The sequence below is a fragment of the Martinezella multihospitum genome (assembly GCF_900094585.1).
In the GTDB taxonomy this organism is placed as follows: Bacteria; Pseudomonadota; Alphaproteobacteria; order Rhizobiales; family Rhizobiaceae; genus Rhizobium; species Rhizobium multihospitium.
On record NZ_FMAG01000015.1, the window covers coordinates 67,612 to 84,727 of the forward strand.

A 17,116-nucleotide genomic window follows, 5' to 3' on the forward strand; every position below is an offset into this window, starting at 1 on the left:
ATGCAAATTGGTATTTTTAGCGTTGGGGAAAACCCACCGAACCCACTCACGATGGAGCCGATCAGCGAGTACGAGCGGATCAAGGGTCTCGCTCGGATCGCGGCACACGCAGATCAAGCCGGACTCGACGTTTTCGCGATGGGCGAACACCACAATCCGCCCTACGTCCCTAGCTCGCCGACGACGCTGCTTGGGTACATCGCTGCGCAGACAGAGCGGATTGTTCTTTCAACATCGACGACGCTGATCACGACGAACGATCCGGTCAAAATCGCCGAAGACTTTGCGATGCTGCAGCATCTCGCCGATGGTCGCGTCGACGTTATGCTAGGGCGCGGCAACACGCCGGCAGTTTATCCCTGGTTTGGCCAAGACATCCGGACTAGCGATGCCCTTGGTGAAGAGAACTACGCGCTGCTGCATCGACTTTGGCGAGAGGATGTCGTTGACTGGCAGGGGCATTTCCGAACGCCGCTGGAGGGCTTCACGGCAACGCCTCGCCCGTTGGACGGTACGCCGCCTTACGTCTGGCATGGATCCGTTCGCAATCTGCGGGTCGCCGATCTCGCCGCGCGTTATGGCGATGGATTTTTTGCTAATAACCTGTTTGGGCCTGTGAGCCACTTTGCAGACCTCGTCCGGGCCTATCGAGAGCGGTTCGCGTATTATCATGCCGCTTCGGGTCGAGTGCCGCGCGTGGGCGCAGGCGGCCAGATGTTCGTTCGCAAGAATTCTCAGGACGCGAAGCAGGAGTTTCGCCGGTATTTTGCGAATATGCGCGTCTATCGCGGCGCTGGATCGCTCGAACAAGTGATTTCCGGAACGGCCCTAACGGTTGGGAGCCCGCAGGAAATTATCGACAAGACGCTTAGCTTTCGGGAATACTTTGGACCTTACGACCGCCAGCTGTTCCACATCGACGGCGGTGGAACTCCGCTCAACGTTGTTCTTGAGCAAATTGACCTTTTCGCGGCCGATGTACTGCCAACGTTGCGTGCGGCCGGCAAAAGTGTTGCCGACGCCCGCGAGCTGGAACGAGCCTCGACGGTAAATCAGTAGGGCTCCGGATCGCGGCGGCGACAGTTCGATCAACGCCGAAGCGTTGGGCCGTCCCGCGTGCTAAAATTTGTCCTACAAGATCCGATCGAACGGAGCGAATAATGAGTGCTGACAACTACACGCCCCCAAAGGTTTGGACAAACAAAGTCAACGGGGGCGTGTTTGCTTCAATCAATCGTCCCGTCGCAGGCGCGACACATGACAGCGACCTGCCCATCGGGCGGCATCCTTTGCAGCTTTACTCCCAAGGCACTTGGAACGGCATTAAGGTCACCATCCTTCTCGAAGAGCTTCTTGCAGCCGGAGAGACCGGGGCCGAGTATGACGCCTGGTTGATCGACATCATGAAGGGCGACCAGTTTGGTTCGGGCTTTGTCGAGATCAATCCGAACTCGAAGATCCCTGCCCTTGTCGACCGTAGTGTTGAAAAGCCCGTCTATTTATTCGAGTCAGGCGCGATTCTTCTGTATCTTGCGGAAAAATTCCGGCGTTTCCTGCCAGACGACACATACGGTCGATCCGAGGTCTTGAACTGGCTGTTCTGGCAGATGGGAAGCGCTCCGTATCTTGGAGGAGGATTTGCCCACTTCTACCGGTATGCGCCCGTCAAGATCGAATACGCAATCGACCGCTATACCATGGAGGTAAAGCGACAGCTCGATGTCTTAAACCGGCGCCTCGCCGACCGACCATTCATCGCCGGTAATGACTACACGATCGCCGATGTCGCGATTTTTCCATGGTACGGGGCCTTGGTTCTCGGCTGGGCGAACGATGTGCGCGAATTCCTGAGCACGCATGAATATCCTAACGTGGAGCGATGGGCGGCTGCGATCGCGGAACGTCCGGCCGTCCAGCGCGGGCGACTGGTGAACCGCAAGCAGAACGACTGGCCAGGTTCATTGCAGGAGCGTCACGACGCTAGCGATTTCGACCGTTAGCGCTGGCGGGACCCCTGCCCGTCGCGAGCACGGACCAAGCCTGAGCGGACAATCGCACGCGCGCCCCTCTTGTATTGCGGCGGACGTGACATACGTGATATGAGTGTTTCCATACTCAATCTCACGTGAGCCGATGTCCGACGCACTCTTTTCATCTTTCCTCATGGTCGACCGGCCCTTGGCTCCGGTCGCAGAGCGTCGTGCGACTGGGGGAACCCGAGCACAGGAGCGCTCTAGCCGATCCGCGTCCAAAGACCGCGAACTTCTCGTCACGGCGATCCTTCGCGCGCTTCAAGACACAGCGCCGGCCGGCACAATCCCGCTATCCGCGACCGAGACAAGATTTGCGGATCTCGCAACAGCGGCCGCTGACATCGTCCTGGGGCGTTCTGTCGTCCTTCAGCTCAAGCCCGACCTCGACGAAGGCCATCGAAGCGCTGTGCGCTCCTTCCTTGAAATGGTGGTTCGCGTCAGCGCTACGCTTGACGAAAGCCGCCTCGAGACGGCGATTAGCAAGCTCGCAGAGGTGCTCCTGCCGGATGAGCTCGCTGACGCGCGCGGTGCGCTGGCTTCCGATAATCTCGAACTTCGCGACCGTTTCGTCGCCGAAGTGCCGCAGCTTACCAGTGCCGAGATTGGCGCACAGGCGGGACTGAAGACCAGGAACCCCTACGCAACGGCGGCACGCTGGAAAAAGACCGGTGACATCTTCTCCGTCCAACATCGTGGCAAGGAGCATTTCCCGGCCTTCCAGTTCCGTGAGGGTCGGCCGCATCCGACGATCAAGAAGGTGCTTACGGCCCTCCCCGCCCGGCTGTCGGCATGGCACCGCGCCTTCTGGTTCGTCTCCACGAACGGTTGGCTCGGCGACAAGGCACCCGCCGACATGCTGGATGATCCCGAGGCGCTCGTCGCAGCGGCTAAACGAGAGAGTGAAGAGGTTGTCGGGTGAGCGCCTCAGCCGTAAGCCCGCCGCCCTCGCCTTTTCCGGACATCAACACGCAGACGATCACGAAAGGTACGGTCCTCCATCGGACGCATGGCGCCGGCTTTCGCTCGGCGCAGTTCAACCCGTGCATGGGACAGCCGACGCGGTTCGCGCCTTTCAACGATGCGGCGGGCGCATGCGTGCCAACGCTCTATGCGGCGACGTCGCGCGAGGCTGCCGCCTTTGAATCCATTTTCCATGACATAGAACCGGCTGCGGCATTTAAGACCGTTCGGCTCGACGTCGTGGAGACGCGCAGTGTGAGCCGCATCGCGCCGAAGCGAGATCTGCTGCTCGCCGGCTTGTTCACCCCGGACCTGAAAGCATGGGGGCTCAGGCGCGGCGAGCTCATCGATACGCCGAAATCCACCTACGGTCAGACCGTTCTTTGGGCCCAAGCGATTCATCGCGCCAGGCCGGATATCGACGGGCTGATTTGGACGTCGCGGCAATGCGATCCCGACCGATGCGTGATCCTGTTCGAAGATCGGATCCGCGAGACGGACCTTGACACGCTCGACTGCATCGCCGTGGGAGCCGACGCTGGCCTGTTGCTCGAGATCCGCGCTTTCGGTCAACGCGCCGGAATTACCATCATATCCTGACGCTACCGATCGGGCTCGGTGACGGCGGCGTCGCGGGGACGAGCATCGCCGAAAAATCGTGCGATCAAAGCGTCGAGCGATATCGCTCCCAGTCTCCAGGCAACCATACTAAGAGCCATCGCGGCCCAGATCAGATGGATCGCCTTCGATCAGCGCCGTTGCTCGTTCCTGTTCTCCGGTAGCGGGGCTATGTGCGGATACATCGATCCGAACCCTTGACTCTTCAGATTAAAAACTAGAACAAATAGAGAACATGATGTCGAACCCGTCCCCGGAGGTCAACGAGGAATTTGCGGCCCGAGCCCGCCATAGAGTCGTTGCGCGCGCAGATCGAGAAGATCGAAGGCAGGGGCCGGCGCGTGAAATCGGTGCTCCCGTTCGGGATCGCCGAGGTCGACTCGCGGCTTCCGGGCGGGGGCCTGACGCTTGGCGCACTCCACGAAATTGCCGGCGGCGGCAACGGCGCCGTTGATGGCGCGGCCGCTGCTCTCTTCGCGGCCGGGATCGCGGCGCGAACCAGGGGCAAGGTTCTCTGGGTCATTACCCGGCCGGATCTCTTCGCTCCGGCATTGGCACAGGCCGGCCTTTCGCCCGACCGGGTGATCTACGTTGAGGCGGGCAATGACAAGACGGTACTGGCTTGTATCGAGGAAGGTCTACGCCATGGCGGCCTTGGCGCCGTCGTCGGCGAAGTCGGCAGGCTCGACATGACCGCGTCACGGCGCCTCCAGCTCTGTGCGGAGGGCAGCGGCACGATCGGCATGGCTCTACGGCGCTGGCGCCGACAAACCGAGGCGTCTGATTTCGGCCAGCCGACGGCCGCCGCGACCCGATGGCGCGTGTCCGTCATTCCCTCGGCGACCCTACCGGTGCCTGGCGTCGGTCGACACCGCTGGCTCCTAGAACTCATCCGCGCCCGGGCGGGCGAAAGTGCAGATTTCGAAGTGGAGGCATGTGATGACTCGGGTCGTCTCGCTCTTCCTGCCGAGCTGGTCCACGGACCGGCTCCGGCGGAAGGCCGGCGACGCGGCGCCTCCGCCTGAGGCGCCGCTCGCCCTGATTGGTCGTGACGGGAGAAGGCAGGTGGTGCTGGCGATCGACGCGGCAGCCGAGGCCGCCGGCGTGCGCGTTGGGATGCCCGCAACCAAGGCTCGGGTGCTCGTGCAAGACCTCGTGGTCCACGACCACGACGCGGCGGCCGACGCCCAGGCGCTCGATCGTCTCGCGCTGTGGATGCTCCAGCGCTACGCGCCGATCGTCGCGGCCGATGCTCCTGACGGGCTGATAATCGACACCACCGGCGCCGATCATCTGCACGGCGGAGAACAAGCCATGCTCGCCGGCCTGATCGACCGCCTTTCTGCTTCTGGTGTTCGTGCCCGCGCTGCCATCGCCGATACCTGGGGAACTGCGCACGCCTTGGCGCGGTTTGGCCCGAAGCCGATCGCGATCGCGCCGTCCGGTCACGGTAGCGCCATCCTGGCCGACCTGCCTCTGCCCGCGCTTCGTCTCCCGGCCGATACGATCGCCGCTCTTCATGTCCTCGGCTTCGAGCGTGTCGCCGATCTCCTCGCGCAGCCGCGCGCTCCGCTCACCCTCCGGTTCGGGCCGCAGCTCGGACGTCGACTGGACCAGGCGGCAGGCCTGCTCAGCGAGCCCATCGATCCGATCCGCCCCGTTGAACTGATCGAGGTGAAGCGGAATTTCGCGGAGCCCATCGGGGCGGCGGAGACCATCGCCCGATATATCGGCAAGCTGGTTGTCCAACTCTGCGCCGAGTTAGAGGCCAAGGGCCTCGGGGCGAAGCGCCTCGACCTCATCTGTCACCGGGTCGACAGTCGCCTTCAGGCGGTCCGCGTCGGCACGGCCATGCCGGTACGCGACGTGAAACGCCTCACGCGGCTCCTGACGGACAAGATCGAGACGATCGAGCCGGGCTTCGGCATCGAGATCCTCAGCCTGACCGCGACACTGGCCGAGCCGCTCGGGGAGAAGCAAACCCTCACAGCCATGATTGATGATGGCGCGCCGGATGTCTCCGATCTAGTCGACACGCTGATCAACCGGGTCGGCGAGCGCTGTCTCTACCGGGCGGCTCCGGTCGCAACCGAGGTGCCCGAGCGTTCGGTGCGGCGAATTCCGCCCATGGCGCCCGAGACCGGCGCGAGTTGGCCCGGCCACTGGCCACGTCCATCGCGACTGTTGGCTTCCCCGGAGCCGATCGAGACGATGGCGCTTCTCCCTGATCACCCGCCTGCAGCTTTCACCTGGCGAGGCATCCGGCGTCGCGTCCGGCAAGCCGATGGACCTGAACGCATCCGCGGTGAATGGTGGTTGCGCGATGCAGAGCTGAGCGCTGTCCGCGACTATTTCCGCGTCGAGGACGACGCCGGCGAGCGCTACTGGATCTTCCGCTCCGGTGACGGTGAAGACCCCAATACGGGATCGCAGCGCTGGTTTCTGCATGGGGTGTTCGGATGAGCCGCTACGCCGAGCTACAGGTCACATCCCACTTCTCGTTCCTACGGGGCGCCTCGTCCTGCGAGGAGGTGTTTGCTCAGGCCGCGATCCAGGGCATCGAAGCGGTCGCCGTTGTCGACCGCAATTCGCTTGCCGGCATCGTGCGGGCCTTCGAGGCCGCGAAGACGACGGGCGTGCGCCTCATCGTCGGCTGCCGTCTCGATCTCGTCGACGGCATGTCTATCTTGGTCTATCCAACCGACCGAGCCGCCTATGGCCGGCTTTGCCGGTTGCTCTCGCTCGGCAAGAAGCGCGGCGGCAAGGCGAAGTGCATCTTGGAATGGGCCGATCTGGTTGCCTACAGCGAGGGTCTGATCGGCATTCTTGTTCCCGAAGAGGCCGACGAAACCTGCGGGCTCCGCCTGCGCCGGCTGCGTGATGCCTTCGGCGACCGTGCCTATCTTGCTCTGACGCTGCGCCGGCGGCCGAATGACCAGCTTCGCATCCACGAGCTGTCGAACCTGGCCGCCCAGATGCGCGTGCCGTCCGTCGTCACCAATGATGTGCTCTACCACGCGCCCGATCGGCGCATGCTGCAGGACGTGGTGACCTGCATCCGCCATGGCATCACGATCGACGAGCTCGGCGACCGGCGTGAATACGGCGACCGCTACCTGAAGCCGCCCAAGGAAATGTACCGGCTTTTTCCGCGCAATCCCGAAGCGGTTGCCCGCACAATCGAAATCACCGCGCGCTGCCGGTTCGACCTAAAGGAGCTGGCCTATCAATATCCGGAGGAGCGAGACGATCCGACGCTAACACCCCAGGAAACGCTCGAGAAGCTCGCCTGGGAAGGCGCCGAAGGCCGTTATCCCGAAGGCGTGCCCGACAGCGTGCGGGCATCCCTGCAGCATGAGCTGCGCCTCATCGAGAAGCTGCAGTACGCGCCATACTTCCTGACCGTGAACAGCATCGTGCGGTTTGCCCGATCCAGGGATATCCTCTGTCAGGGGCGTGGATCGGCGGCCAATTCCGCCGTCTGCTACGTTCTCGGGATCACATCGATCGATCCCGGCCGCAACGACCTCTTGTTCGAGCGGTTCGTGAGCGAAGAGCGGCGCGAACCGCCTGATATCGACGTGGATTTCGAACATGAGCGGCGCGAGATTGTCATGCAGTGGGTGTTCGACACCTACGGCCGGGACCGAGCCGCGCTGTGCTCGACGGTCATCCGCTATCGCACCAAGGGCGCGATGCGCGATGTCGGCAAGGCGCTCGGCCTCACCGAGGATCTGATCAAGACACTGTCGGGCCAGGTCTGGGGCTGGTCAGAAGGCGTGGAGGAAAAGCACGTCGAAGCGTTGAACCTCAACCTTGGCGATCGGCGCCTGCGCCTCGCGCTCGATCTCGCGCGCCAGCTCATGGGCGCGCCCCGTCACCTGTCGCAGCATCCGGGCGGGTTCGTCCTGACCCATGACCGGCTTGACGAGCTGGTGCCGATTGAACCCGCCGCGATGGTCGACCGCCAAGTGATCGAATGGGACAAGGACGACATAGACGCCTTGCGCTTCATGAAGGTCGATGTTTTGGCGTTGGGAATGCTGAGCTGCATGAAGCGCGGCCTCGACATGCTCGCCGACCACAAGGGCGTCAACCTCGACCTTTCGACGATCCCAGCCGAGGATCCGCGCACGTACGCGATGATCCGGCGCGCTGATACGCTCGGCACCTTCCAAATCGAATCCCGCGCACAGATGTCGATGCTGCCAAGGCTGAAACCCCGGACCTTCTATGACTTGGTCGTACAGGTCGCGATCGTCAGGCCCGGGCCGATCCAGGGCGACATGGTCCATCCCTATCTGCGCCGGCGCGAAGGGCTGGAGCCGGTCGTCTTCCCGAAGCCCGAGCTGGAGAAGGTGCTCGGCAAGACTCTCGGTGTGCCGCTGTTTCAGGAACAGGCGATGCGCGTCGCCATCGAGTGCGCCGGCTTCACCCCCGGCGAAGCCGACATGCTGCGCAAGTCGATGGCGACCTTCAAGTTCACGGGCGGCGTCTCCGGTTTCAAGGAGAAGCTGATCCAGGGGATGGTCGACAACGGGTATCAGCGCGATTTCGCCGAGGCGACCTTCAAACAACTTGAGGGCTTCGGCTCCTACGGATTTCCGGAATCGCACGCGGCATCCTTTGCGCTGATTGCCTATGCCAGCGCTTGGCTGAAATGCTGGCACCCCGACATATTCTGCGCGGCGCTGCTTAACGCCCAGCCCATGGGCTTCTACGCGCCGGCTCAGATCGTCAGGGACGCGATCGAGCATGGCGTCGATGTCCGGCCGGTTTGCGCCAACGCCTCCAGGTGGGACTGCACCTTGGAGCAGACTGCTGACGACAGCCGCTTCGCCGTTCGCCTGGGTCTGCGCATGGTCAAAGGTTTGGCAAATGCGCATGGTGCTGCGATCGTTGCCGCACGGGCCGACCAACCCTTCGCGTCGATTGACGATCTCTGGCGGCGCGCCAGCGTGCCATCGGCCGCTCTGGTCCAGCTCGCCGAGGCCGATGCCTTCCGCCCGGCGCTCCGGCTAGCCCGCCGCGAGGCCCTATGGGCGATCAAAGCTTTGAGGGACGAGCCGCTCCCACTCTTTGCCGCCGCATCCGCGCGCGAAGCCAAGATCGTACCGGAGATCAACGAGCCGACTGTGGAGCTACGGCCGATGACCGCTGGCAGCGAAGTGGTCGAGGATTACGGGCATGTCGGCCTGACACTCCGGGCCCATCCCTTGAGCTTTTTGCGCGAGGATCTCCACCGTCGGCAGATCGTCTCCTGTGCCGAAGCCATGGCCACCCGTGACGGGCGTTGGCTCGAAGCGGCAGGCATCGTCCTGGTCCGCCAGCGCCCGGGCAGCGCCAAAGGTGTGATGTTCATCACCTTGGAAGACGAGACCGGCATCGCCAACCTCGTGGTCTGGGCCAAGGTGTTTGAAGCCAACCGTCGCGCCGTCCTGTCGGCCAGCATGATGGCGGTGCGCGGCCGAATCCAGCGCGAGGGCGACGTCGTCCACCTGGTGGCGCAGCGCATCACCGATCTCTCGGCCGATCTCGCCAACGTGGGCAACCGTGATGTGGCGTTTCCGCTGCCGCACGGCCGCGGCGACCAGGTCCGCAACGGCGGCGCCGGCCCAGATCCGCGCGAGCTGCCGCCGAAGGGCCTCCGCACCCGCGACATCTATATCCCGGACCTGCACATCGACACCATCAAGGTGAAGAGCCGGAACTTTCGGTAGCGAACTTCAGGAAGGCGTGACCATGCCGCTATACGCTTGCAATAACCGCGGACGCCCGTTCGGAAGCGGCGCCTTGATCATTCAAGTTTGACCAGCCTGAAACAAGCATAGCATCATCATCTTCAATCGATATCGCGGGATTAGCTGGAGGCTGTATTGTCCATTGTACTTGTGAGGCAGGCCATTGCCGAGTTTCTCGGTCGCACCGATCCAGAGGTTCTATGTGTGCGCGGCAAATGGGGTGTGGGGAAAACATACACCTGGTCGACGGCGCTGGAAGCAGCACATGCCCATAAGAGGGTGAAACTGTCTCGATACTCGTACGTTTCGCTCTTTGGAGTAAACTCTCTCGACGAGCTCAAGCTTTCCATCTTTGAGAATGTAATCACATTCAGCGACGGTCTGAAGAAAGCAGACCTGGACACGCTTGATGCCTACGTCTCGAAAATAGGTTCATGGCGGAAGCTGGCAAGGATCGCTCAGTCTATCCCCGTCGTGAAGAACTTTGTCGGCAACGAGATCGGCGGTCTCGTGTCATTCATGACGATTCGCGATCAGATCATTTGTATAGACGACCTGGAGCGGCGGGGGCAAAAGCTCGACGTGAGCGATGTCCTGGGTCTAATTTCATATCTGCGCGAGCAAAGAAACTGTAAGATCGTTCTCTTGCTCAACGACGAACAGCTCACCGAACAAGCGCGGCAAGAGTTCGAGCGAAACCTGGAGAAAGTCGCCGACGTTTCCCTGGTCTTCGAACCATCCCCCTCCGACTCCGCAAGCGTCGGGATCAAAGGGAGCACGGAGACTGACGAGCTTGTCAAGGAGCGGTGCATATCCCTCGGCATCACGAATATTCGCGTTATCAAACGGATAAGAAAACTCGTTGCGGCGCTTGAGCCGATAGTGGCGGAGTTTGATCCGGCTGTCTTCAATACTGGCACTAGTTCCGTTGTGCTCTTCGGGTGGGCGCGCGACCAGCCCGGCGAAGCTCCGTCTTTAGCATTTCTTCGCAGGAGGGCTCCGGATCTCGTCGGGGGTGCGCAGAACGACGTTCCACCGAACGAGGCCGCCTGGAATTCACTCCTCGAGGCCTACGGTTACGCTTGGACCGATGACCTCGATCAGATCCTCATGAATGGGGTTAAACGAGGGTTCTTTGATCCAGAAGCGGTGAAAAAAGCCGGCAAGGTTGTGCATGACAAAGTCGTCGCGTCGAAAGCCGATGGAGCGTTCGAGTCGGCATGGAGCGCCTATCACGATTCCTTCGCCGACAATGGCAATGAAGTACTCGACGGCATCTACGCATCGTTCATAAAGAACGTTCAATACATCAGCCCGGTGAACCTCAACGGGACGGTGGCGCTGTTCAAGGAACTCGGACGCCCTGTCCAAGCGAAAGAAATGGTCGACCATTATATGAAAGAGCGGCAGGAGCCGCGCGGCTTCTTTGACCTCGACGAATATCCGTTTGCCGATAACGTAACGGACCCAGATGTCCGCGCCGCGTTTGAGGCGCGGTTGGCAGAAGCCCCAGAAGCCCATGACGTAAAAGCTGTGCTTTCCTCGATCAAGGGCGGGTGGACTGAGGAGGCGATAGCGATCCTTGCAACGACGTCGCCGGAAGAATATGCAAAAATCTTCAAAGCTCATTCCGGCCAGGAACTGCGGCGTCTGCTCTCGAATGCGTTTCAATTCGATCGAATAAGCAACGCAACCGACCAAATGAAGGAGATTCCGCAACGTGTACGCGCAGGTCTGATGAAGATTGGCCAGGAGTCGGCGATCAACGCCCGTCGAGTAAAACGATTTGGCGTGAACGTACCTCCCGCCCAAGGCGCCGACATGGCGCACGGTAAAGAGGACTGATCTTAGTTGCGCGTCAATGACATCACAAAAACCCGTCTCGGCCGCTGGTCTTGATGCAAGGCAAAGGTCAAAGTCTAGCACGCCGCCTTTCGGGACGGCTCAATTGGACTGCTCAACTAACCGTACTTACCCACCCAATCAGGTGCCGGCCCCTCGGGGAACGTCCATTCCAAGCCGGTCTTCGCCTTCAGCCGGTCGAGGATCTTTTGAAGGCGTTCGTGCATGTGCGCATCGAGGAAAGTCACGAGCTCTTCCCACTCGTTTCGGCCTCCCACATAAAAGCCCAGACTCATTCCCAAATTCACCCGGACTTCCGTATCATCAAAGTCAATCTGGATGCCGCTGCCGATCGTTTCATGTCCCGCATTGTGAGCATAGCGCTGGTGGCGGATTTCGAGGATGTCATCGTGAACCGCACGAAGATGTGCAGGTATCTGGTCCCTCGACACGCCGCTCCCACCATTTCCGCTGACGAATAGACGTGAGTACGTCACGACAAAAGCGGTCGTCAGCATTTCCTGCTCCATGACAGCCTCTGCGGTCACATCGAATTTGGAAGTCCGCAGGCGGTGATAGATATAGCTTAGGCTCGAAGTCGTCGGGATCGCGTTGGCTAGTCGGACGAGGCTTTTGATGTCCTTGTCTGCGATCTGCAAGATGTCGCTACCTTGCTGCTTGCGCGCCTCAAGGGCGTCGCGATATTCGTCGGGCAGGTGCTTGAAGAGTTCCTCGGGAATGTAAACGTAATCATCGTCTTCCCAAATCGTCGGCGTTGAGTTCTCCAAATCCAGACCTTTTCCTTGGTGTCACAAGCAAGCCCTTTGGCATCATCTTGACGCGAAAACTACGCGATCGGGGGACATCCGACAACGGACGCTCGCGCGGAGGACGCCCGGTCCGTCCCAACACTGCATCAGCCGACCTGTCCTACTTGCAGCGTTCCTGCCGCAAGCGGCCTAATCAGCGACTGCGCAGGGACAGACGGATCGAGCCAGTCGGCCCAAGCGTCGCGTTCAAGGATGACGATCTGCCGGTCATGATACGGAGCGATATCGGGCCCAGGCTCCATGGTCAGCATGGTGAAAGCCTCGCCGACTTCCTTCGTCTCGCGCCAGATTCCGGCGATGCAGAAAATCGGCTCATCTCGCTTCGTGAAAAGCCACTTGTCCTTCCGCTTCTTTCCCTTCTCGGTGGGATCGGTGAATTCGTAGAAGCCGTCCGCCACGATCAGGCAGCGGTTCGAGGTGAATTCGCGCCCCTCCGAGCGAAAGTTATAGACTGGTCGCTTGTTCTGGCCGGGCCAGCTCCATCGGCGCTGCACCAGATCACCTTCACCGCGCGCGCCATCGACCGTGCGAATGATCGGCGCAACATCGGTAATCTTGATGTCGTCGCGCGCTTCTAGGTTCGGAGCGCCCTCGCCAAAACGGATCTTGATCTTGAGGTCGGCGAAGTCCTCCACGATCGAAGCGACGTCCACCTTCAGTCGATAGTCATTGCACATCGGCCCTCCGTCTCGATCGCGATTGCCTTGCGACCTCGTTCTTGTTATGTTCGCAGATTATGAGCGCAACTGCATTCGATTCCGACGCATCGCTCGACGAACTCCGTATAATCATACGGCGAGACGGCGACGATGTTGAGATGGTAAAGCTGCCGTGGGGACTTCAGCCCCGCGAAGCAGGTGGCCGACCTTTCACCGTCGTGCGTGCCGAAGGCCGATCCTTCCCATCACATCGCTGTCTCGTACCGGCCTCCGAATTTCGGCATCGCAGCAAGGGTAAGCAATACAGCTTTTCGCTCGCTAACGGCGATTGGTTTTATTTCGCTGGCATATGGCGACCCGCGACCGGCAATTGGCCTGAGGCTTATGCGGTTCTGACAACAGCGGCCAATGACGACATCTCGCCACATCATGATCGTCAGATGGCCGTTCTGCGGCGAGATCAACGAATGGCATGGCTGGATTCCACGTGCCCGGAGGAGGAGCTTCTTCGGCCACTTCCTGCCGGATGCTTTAGTGTTTCCCGGCTTCGCACCACGGGTGCTTACAGCCCTGCCGAGCTAACGTTCTGAGTAAGCTGTCTGTGCCTTCCGACAGATAAGCAAAGCGACGCAGTCGCACGAAGCGCACTACGGCGTCGTCGTCAAGATGCGCGCGAGCATTGCTATATCGGCTTCTTCGAAACTGTCGGCGCCTACCCGAGCCTTTACGCAAGCGCCAATTGCCAACGCCGAGAGCATTTGTCCCATCACAGAGCTGACATTGGGCCCAAGAATGTCGAATGCCGCAGCTTCTATTGCGGAATGAAACTGCTGAAGTCGATGAGTTACGTCGACATCATCTGTAGCGTCGGCGAGCGCTGCCCCGAACGCCACGCCGACAGCACGAGTCGTACCCGTCGTGACATAACTCGAGCGCGCCGCTTGGTAAAACGCTGAGAGTCGCAAAGGCACCGGTCCGACCAGTTTCGCCCGCTCAAGCCGATCTGTGAGTTCCTCATATTCTCTATCAAGAGCTCGTAAAAACATGGCTCGCTTGTCGCCGAATGCGCGATAAAGGCTGGGCCGCGCAAGCCCGGTTGCGTCGGACAAATCATCGATAGAAGTCGCAGCGTATCCCCGCCGCGAAAAGCAAATCCTGACCTGCAGGAAAGCGTCATCAGGATCAAACTCGCGAGGACGGCCGCGCTTGTGGGTCGACTTCAAGGCAGAGTGCGTAGCGACGTCTGTTTTCAAATTCGCGTCTGTATCCGATGAAGTGTTGGTCAGATTTCCCTCAGCATCTGCTTCTGAAAGCGAGACCTATCTATCGATAGATCATGTGTATCTACGACCCAGCCCGGTGTCAATCGCTCTCCGGACCTTTCGACACGGTGGGTTTTTGCTTTGGACAGCAGATCGTAGCTGGGCGTTTCCGTTAGATCATCCGCTGTGGCCTTGCCGACTGACCCTGCGCGCCTTCACTTGCCTCGATCTCGCGGATGATCTGCTCCTGCTCGGCTCTGAGCCGCGCCAGCGCGTCAGTCTGGATCAGCGCCGGCGACAAGCGATCCGCCGGGTGCTGCGCCAGCGAAGCGGCTGCCTCGCGCGCTGCGGCAGCTTCCCGCGCCTCCTGCGCAGCCGATTTTTGCGCACCGGCAACGATCGACCGCTCGGCACGAAGCTCCCGCTGGGAGGTCGGATCGATTCCGGCCGTGGCTTCCTCTCGACGTTCGGCGGCGATGGCGCGATCTGCCAATCTCGCGGCGTCGGCTGCTTCGCGCTCTTCACGCCGCTGTATTCCGCTCGCCCTCTCGATGAGCCGGTCGGCATTGGCACCGGCGATCGCCTCGACCTCAGCGCGGGTCATTTGTTGAACCCCATGCTCGGACGCTCGCTGCAGATCGATGCGGTTCGCGAGCGTTTCGAGATATCGGGACGATGCCTCACGAAACTGCTGTTTCGTCTCGCTATCAAGCAGGTCGCTTGTGCGCGACACAGCTTCGTTCATCAGGCGCAGGTCCTTTGCCATCTGCTCCGATGTCACTGCCATGGTCGGGTTCTCCTTCGTTAGCTGCTCCACGCGTTTCCCAATCGTCTGCACGATCGAGCCAACGGTCTGGGCCATCAACAAGCGTTCGAGCATGTCTGTTGCCTGCCGGTTCGCCGGCTGCTCGGTCGCAACCGCCCGCCACACTTGAACCCCCTCGTTGACGACCTTTAGGTCCCGCACCGTCACGGGAAGGCGAATTGGATTTGCCCGCGCGACCGCGATCCGGTGGCGCGCATTGTCGATGAGCCGTCGATTGGCGGGATCCGCGGCATAGGCACGATCGCGCGCCTCGCGTGTCGGACGCGGCCGATCCGCCGCGTCGACAATCGCCTTATCCTTCGGCCCGTAGCTTTGCGACGATGCACGCTCGCGCGCGGATGTCGCGACTATCTTGAGGCCTTCCGCCTGTGCATGCTGGGCGTAGACCTGGCGCCATTCGCTGAAGGTCTCTCGGCCCGGATGGAGCTTTTGTCCGGACTCGCTTTTGACAGCTACGACAGCGTGAACATGAATATGGCCGTCGGCCTCCTTATCGGTGTGGATCCCGAACATAAACTTGTGGTCCGCAAACCGATCGTGCAGGAATGCACGGGCAGCTCGAGTGAGAGCTTCCACGTCGGTGCCCGCCTTGGCAGACACGATCAAGTGCATGGTGTCGCGCGAAGATTGCGACCTGAGCGTCGGTCCCCATTCGCGCGCTGCGGTGCGGGTTTCGGCGACGTTAGCGATTGTTCTGCCCCGATCGTCGATAGCCGGTCCTTTCTCGATCAGCTTGTTGAGTCGATACGTCACGCCGTCTCGACCATGGCTCGTGGCTCCCGGAATTATGCCGATTGCCTCGGGTACTAAGCCGGCCGCAGCCACCATCCGCTCTTTCGCGCGGGCTTCGGACGCCAAATCGAGCCGCTTCTGAGTGAAGCCCCTGCCCTCCTCTCCGACGCTCTCCTCTCGAACCCGGAAACGCTCCTTTCCCGGTCCGGCCATCGCAGTAACTATGCGCGCCTCGAGCTCACCCTTCTGCGTCAGATCGAGGCGATATGCATATCGGTGACCTTCAAATCCCGCGGCGATGGCCTTTTCATAGGTTGCCCTGCCCTCGGGTGTGTCGGGGACACCCTTCAGGGACAAGCGCACGGCGCCGACGTCATGGCTTTCCGCTCGCTTGGCGAAGTTGTTCGACCAGGCCTTGATCTCGTCGGCGACCGCCGCACGATCGGCGAGGATCCGGCCGTCATGCGTCTCGAGCGCGACGTCCTCACGCTGCACATACTGGCCGGTCGCGGTCGCTCGCGCCACCCCGCGGGCATAGGACACGACCTTTATCACGGCAGGTTGGTAACCGGCCGCAAGCTGGCGCGCCCGTCCGACGGCTCCGCCTTGCCCGCCTCCGCTCCCTCCTCCTCCGCCATGACCGCCCCCGGCGATCTGGTCGGACTTCGAAGCCGACGTTACTGAGGCACTTCCACCGCCTCCTCCGCCGCCCGACGCGGTTGGCAAAAACCTCAGTCGCTCCTCATCTCGGCCGCCGGTGATCGTCGTCCCTCGAATAATCTCTTGAGCGGTCGGCGCTTTTGAAAGTGGTGCGACCCGACCGCGGCGAGCCCGCACCTCGTCATCGAAACCCGATGATGGGCGCCGGCGTATGTGGCCCGCATCGTCGACGGCGCGTCGGGCTGCCTCGACCTGCTCGACCCACCAGGCGATCTGCGTGGCGCGACTCATACCGACCCGCTTTCCGCGAGCTCGGCCGGCAACCTAAGCTTCGCCTCGCGCCTCAACTTCGATCCATAGGCAACCGTCATCTCGGTGAGCTCGTCATTGATCGCCGACACGATTTCATGCAATCCGCGCCACACCGGCTCTGTGTCCTCGATCCGCACTGCCTGACCGCGGTGAATCGCCTTGAGAACTTGCGAGAGGTTGCGCCCGACTATGCGGACCTGGCCCGCGAGTTCGACGATGGCGCGCGTGTTTTCGGCCGAGAGCGCGGGACCGGCCTGAACCGAGGCGCGGATCAAGCGGCGCACAACCTCGGCCTTGGGCAAACCGAACAGAACGACGGCTTCTTGAAGGCGCTGCTCATCGAGCTCGGACAGCTCTGTCCGAAGCCTGGGCTTACGTCGCGGCGTCTTCACGGAGCGGGCCATCGGCGCTCCCCTTTCTTTTCCCGTTTGCGAGGCTCGGCGGCCACACGGCTCGAGCTCTGGCGTGGGCATCGTCGCGATGACCACGAAGGCGCGTGAGCGCCCCTCGGCTGCGTCCAGCTGCCGTCCCCGGTTTGGCCCACAAACCGGTATCTTGTCAACTAATATCTATTATACTGTACCTGAAAAGACAACACGGAACCGACCGCCACAGCACCCCACAAGATGCTCCAGACCAGG

At 61.4% G+C, this 17,116-nt stretch carries 14 protein-coding genes; 9 read left to right on the forward strand and 5 right to left on the reverse strand.

Annotated elements, in window-relative coordinates; all coding sequences use genetic code 11:
* From GA0061103_RS33540 to GA0061103_RS33575, 8 genes are all read left to right on the forward strand, one after another.
* On the forward strand, nucleotides 1-1,059 hold the full coding sequence (locus GA0061103_RS33540; protein ID WP_092720128.1) for a CE1758 family FMN-dependent luciferase-like monooxygenase: 1,059 nt from the start codon (nucleotides 1-3) through the stop codon (nucleotides 1,057-1,059).
* A gap of 101 nt (nucleotides 1,060-1,160) precedes the next feature.
* Nucleotides 1,161-2,000: a glutathione-dependent disulfide-bond oxidoreductase gene (yghU, locus tag GA0061103_RS33545; RefSeq protein ID WP_092720129.1), complete on the forward strand. Its 840-nt coding sequence runs from the start codon at nucleotides 1,161-1,163 to the stop codon at nucleotides 1,998-2,000.
* A 133-nt stretch (nucleotides 2,001-2,133) separates the two neighbouring features.
* Nucleotides 2,134-2,952, forward strand: a complete 819-nt coding sequence (locus tag GA0061103_RS33550) for a hypothetical protein (protein WP_092720131.1) — start codon at nucleotides 2,134-2,136, stop codon at nucleotides 2,950-2,952.
* On the forward strand, nucleotides 2,949-3,593 hold the full coding sequence (locus tag GA0061103_RS33555) for an RES family NAD+ phosphorylase (protein WP_092720133.1): 645 nt from the start codon (nucleotides 2,949-2,951) through the stop codon (nucleotides 3,591-3,593). Before GA0061103_RS33550 ends, GA0061103_RS33555 begins: the two co-directional genes overlap by 4 nt.
* A gap of 290 nt (nucleotides 3,594-3,883) precedes the next feature.
* On the forward strand, nucleotides 3,884-4,636 hold the full coding sequence (locus GA0061103_RS33560; RefSeq protein ID WP_092720135.1) for an ImuA family protein: 753 nt from the start codon (nucleotides 3,884-3,886) through the stop codon (nucleotides 4,634-4,636).
* Nucleotides 4,551-6,074 carry a DUF6504 family protein gene (locus tag GA0061103_RS33565; RefSeq protein WP_092720137.1) on the forward strand — a complete coding sequence of 508 codons (1,524 nt, stop codon included), beginning with the start codon at nucleotides 4,551-4,553 and terminating at the stop codon, nucleotides 6,072-6,074. The genes GA0061103_RS33560 and GA0061103_RS33565 overlap by 86 nt, the downstream gene beginning before the upstream one ends.
* Complete coding sequence (locus GA0061103_RS33570) at nucleotides 6,071-9,331, forward strand: error-prone DNA polymerase (RefSeq protein WP_092720139.1); 3,261 nt, start codon at nucleotides 6,071-6,073, stop codon at nucleotides 9,329-9,331. Before GA0061103_RS33565 ends, GA0061103_RS33570 begins: the two co-directional genes overlap by 4 nt.
* A 156-nt stretch (nucleotides 9,332-9,487) precedes the next feature.
* Entirely contained in the window at nucleotides 9,488-11,197 is a 1,710-nt protein-coding gene (locus tag GA0061103_RS33575; protein WP_092720141.1) for a P-loop NTPase fold protein, read from the forward strand.
* A 116-nt stretch (nucleotides 11,198-11,313) separates the two neighbouring features.
* Here GA0061103_RS33575 and GA0061103_RS33580 read toward each other — a convergent pair whose 3' ends face one another.
* Both GA0061103_RS33580 and GA0061103_RS33585 read right to left on the reverse strand, forming a co-directional pair.
* Nucleotides 11,314-11,982: a hypothetical protein gene (locus GA0061103_RS33580; RefSeq protein ID WP_092720143.1), complete on the reverse strand. Its 669-nt coding sequence runs from the start codon at nucleotides 11,980-11,982 to the stop codon at nucleotides 11,314-11,316.
* A 128-nt stretch (nucleotides 11,983-12,110) separates the two neighbouring features.
* Nucleotides 12,111-12,701: an SOS response-associated peptidase gene (locus GA0061103_RS33585; RefSeq protein WP_092720145.1), complete on the reverse strand. Its 591-nt coding sequence runs from the start codon at nucleotides 12,699-12,701 to the stop codon at nucleotides 12,111-12,113.
* A 56-nt stretch (nucleotides 12,702-12,757) separates the two neighbouring features.
* Here GA0061103_RS33585 and GA0061103_RS33590 point away from each other — a divergent pair, with 56 nt between their 5' ends.
* Nucleotides 12,758-13,273, forward strand: a complete 516-nt coding sequence (locus tag GA0061103_RS33590; RefSeq protein WP_208603610.1) for an SOS response-associated peptidase family protein — start codon at nucleotides 12,758-12,760, stop codon at nucleotides 13,271-13,273.
* A 57-nt stretch (nucleotides 13,274-13,330) separates the two neighbouring features.
* On the opposite strand, the gene GA0061103_RS33595 is transcribed toward GA0061103_RS33590, so the two are convergent.
* From GA0061103_RS33595 to GA0061103_RS33605, 3 genes are all read right to left on the reverse strand, one after another.
* A complete protein-coding gene (locus tag GA0061103_RS33595) occupies nucleotides 13,331-13,936 on the reverse strand; it encodes a TetR/AcrR family transcriptional regulator (protein WP_208603608.1) in 606 nt (201 codons plus the stop codon).
* Between the two features lie 181 nt (nucleotides 13,937-14,117).
* The gene (locus GA0061103_RS33600) at nucleotides 14,118-16,454 is read right to left on the reverse strand and encodes a relaxase/mobilization nuclease domain-containing protein (RefSeq protein ID WP_092720150.1); all 2,337 of its coding nucleotides are present in this window, start codon (nucleotides 16,452-16,454) and stop codon (nucleotides 14,118-14,120) included.
* Nucleotides 16,451-16,879, reverse strand: coding sequence for a hypothetical protein (locus tag GA0061103_RS33605; RefSeq protein WP_092720152.1), 429 nt, complete (start codon nucleotides 16,877-16,879; stop codon nucleotides 16,451-16,453). Before GA0061103_RS33605 ends, GA0061103_RS33600 begins: the two co-directional genes overlap by 4 nt.
* Nucleotides 16,880-17,116 lie beyond the last annotated feature (237 nt).

Coding starts and splice junctions, on each gene's coding strand:
- GA0061103_RS33585 (WP_092720145.1), bottom strand. CDS start 12,701: ATGTGCAATGACTATCGACTGAAGGTGGACGTCGCTTCGATCGTGGAG.
- GA0061103_RS33570 (WP_092720139.1), top strand. CDS start 6,071: ATGAGCCGCTACGCCGAGCTACAGGTCACATCCCACTTCTCGTTCCTA.
- GA0061103_RS33550 (WP_092720131.1), top strand. CDS start 2,134: ATGTCCGACGCACTCTTTTCATCTTTCCTCATGGTCGACCGGCCCTTG.
- GA0061103_RS33600 (WP_092720150.1), bottom strand. CDS start 16,454: ATGAGTCGCGCCACGCAGATCGCCTGGTGGGTCGAGCAGGTCGAGGCA.
- GA0061103_RS33565 (WP_092720137.1), top strand. CDS start 4,551: ATGACTCGGGTCGTCTCGCTCTTCCTGCCGAGCTGGTCCACGGACCGG.
- yghU (WP_092720129.1), top strand. CDS start 1,161: ATGAGTGCTGACAACTACACGCCCCCAAAGGTTTGGACAAACAAAGTC.
- GA0061103_RS33605 (WP_092720152.1), bottom strand. CDS start 16,879: ATGGCCCGCTCCGTGAAGACGCCGCGACGTAAGCCCAGGCTTCGGACA.
- GA0061103_RS33540 (WP_092720128.1), top strand. CDS start 1: ATGCAAATTGGTATTTTTAGCGTTGGGGAAAACCCACCGAACCCACTC.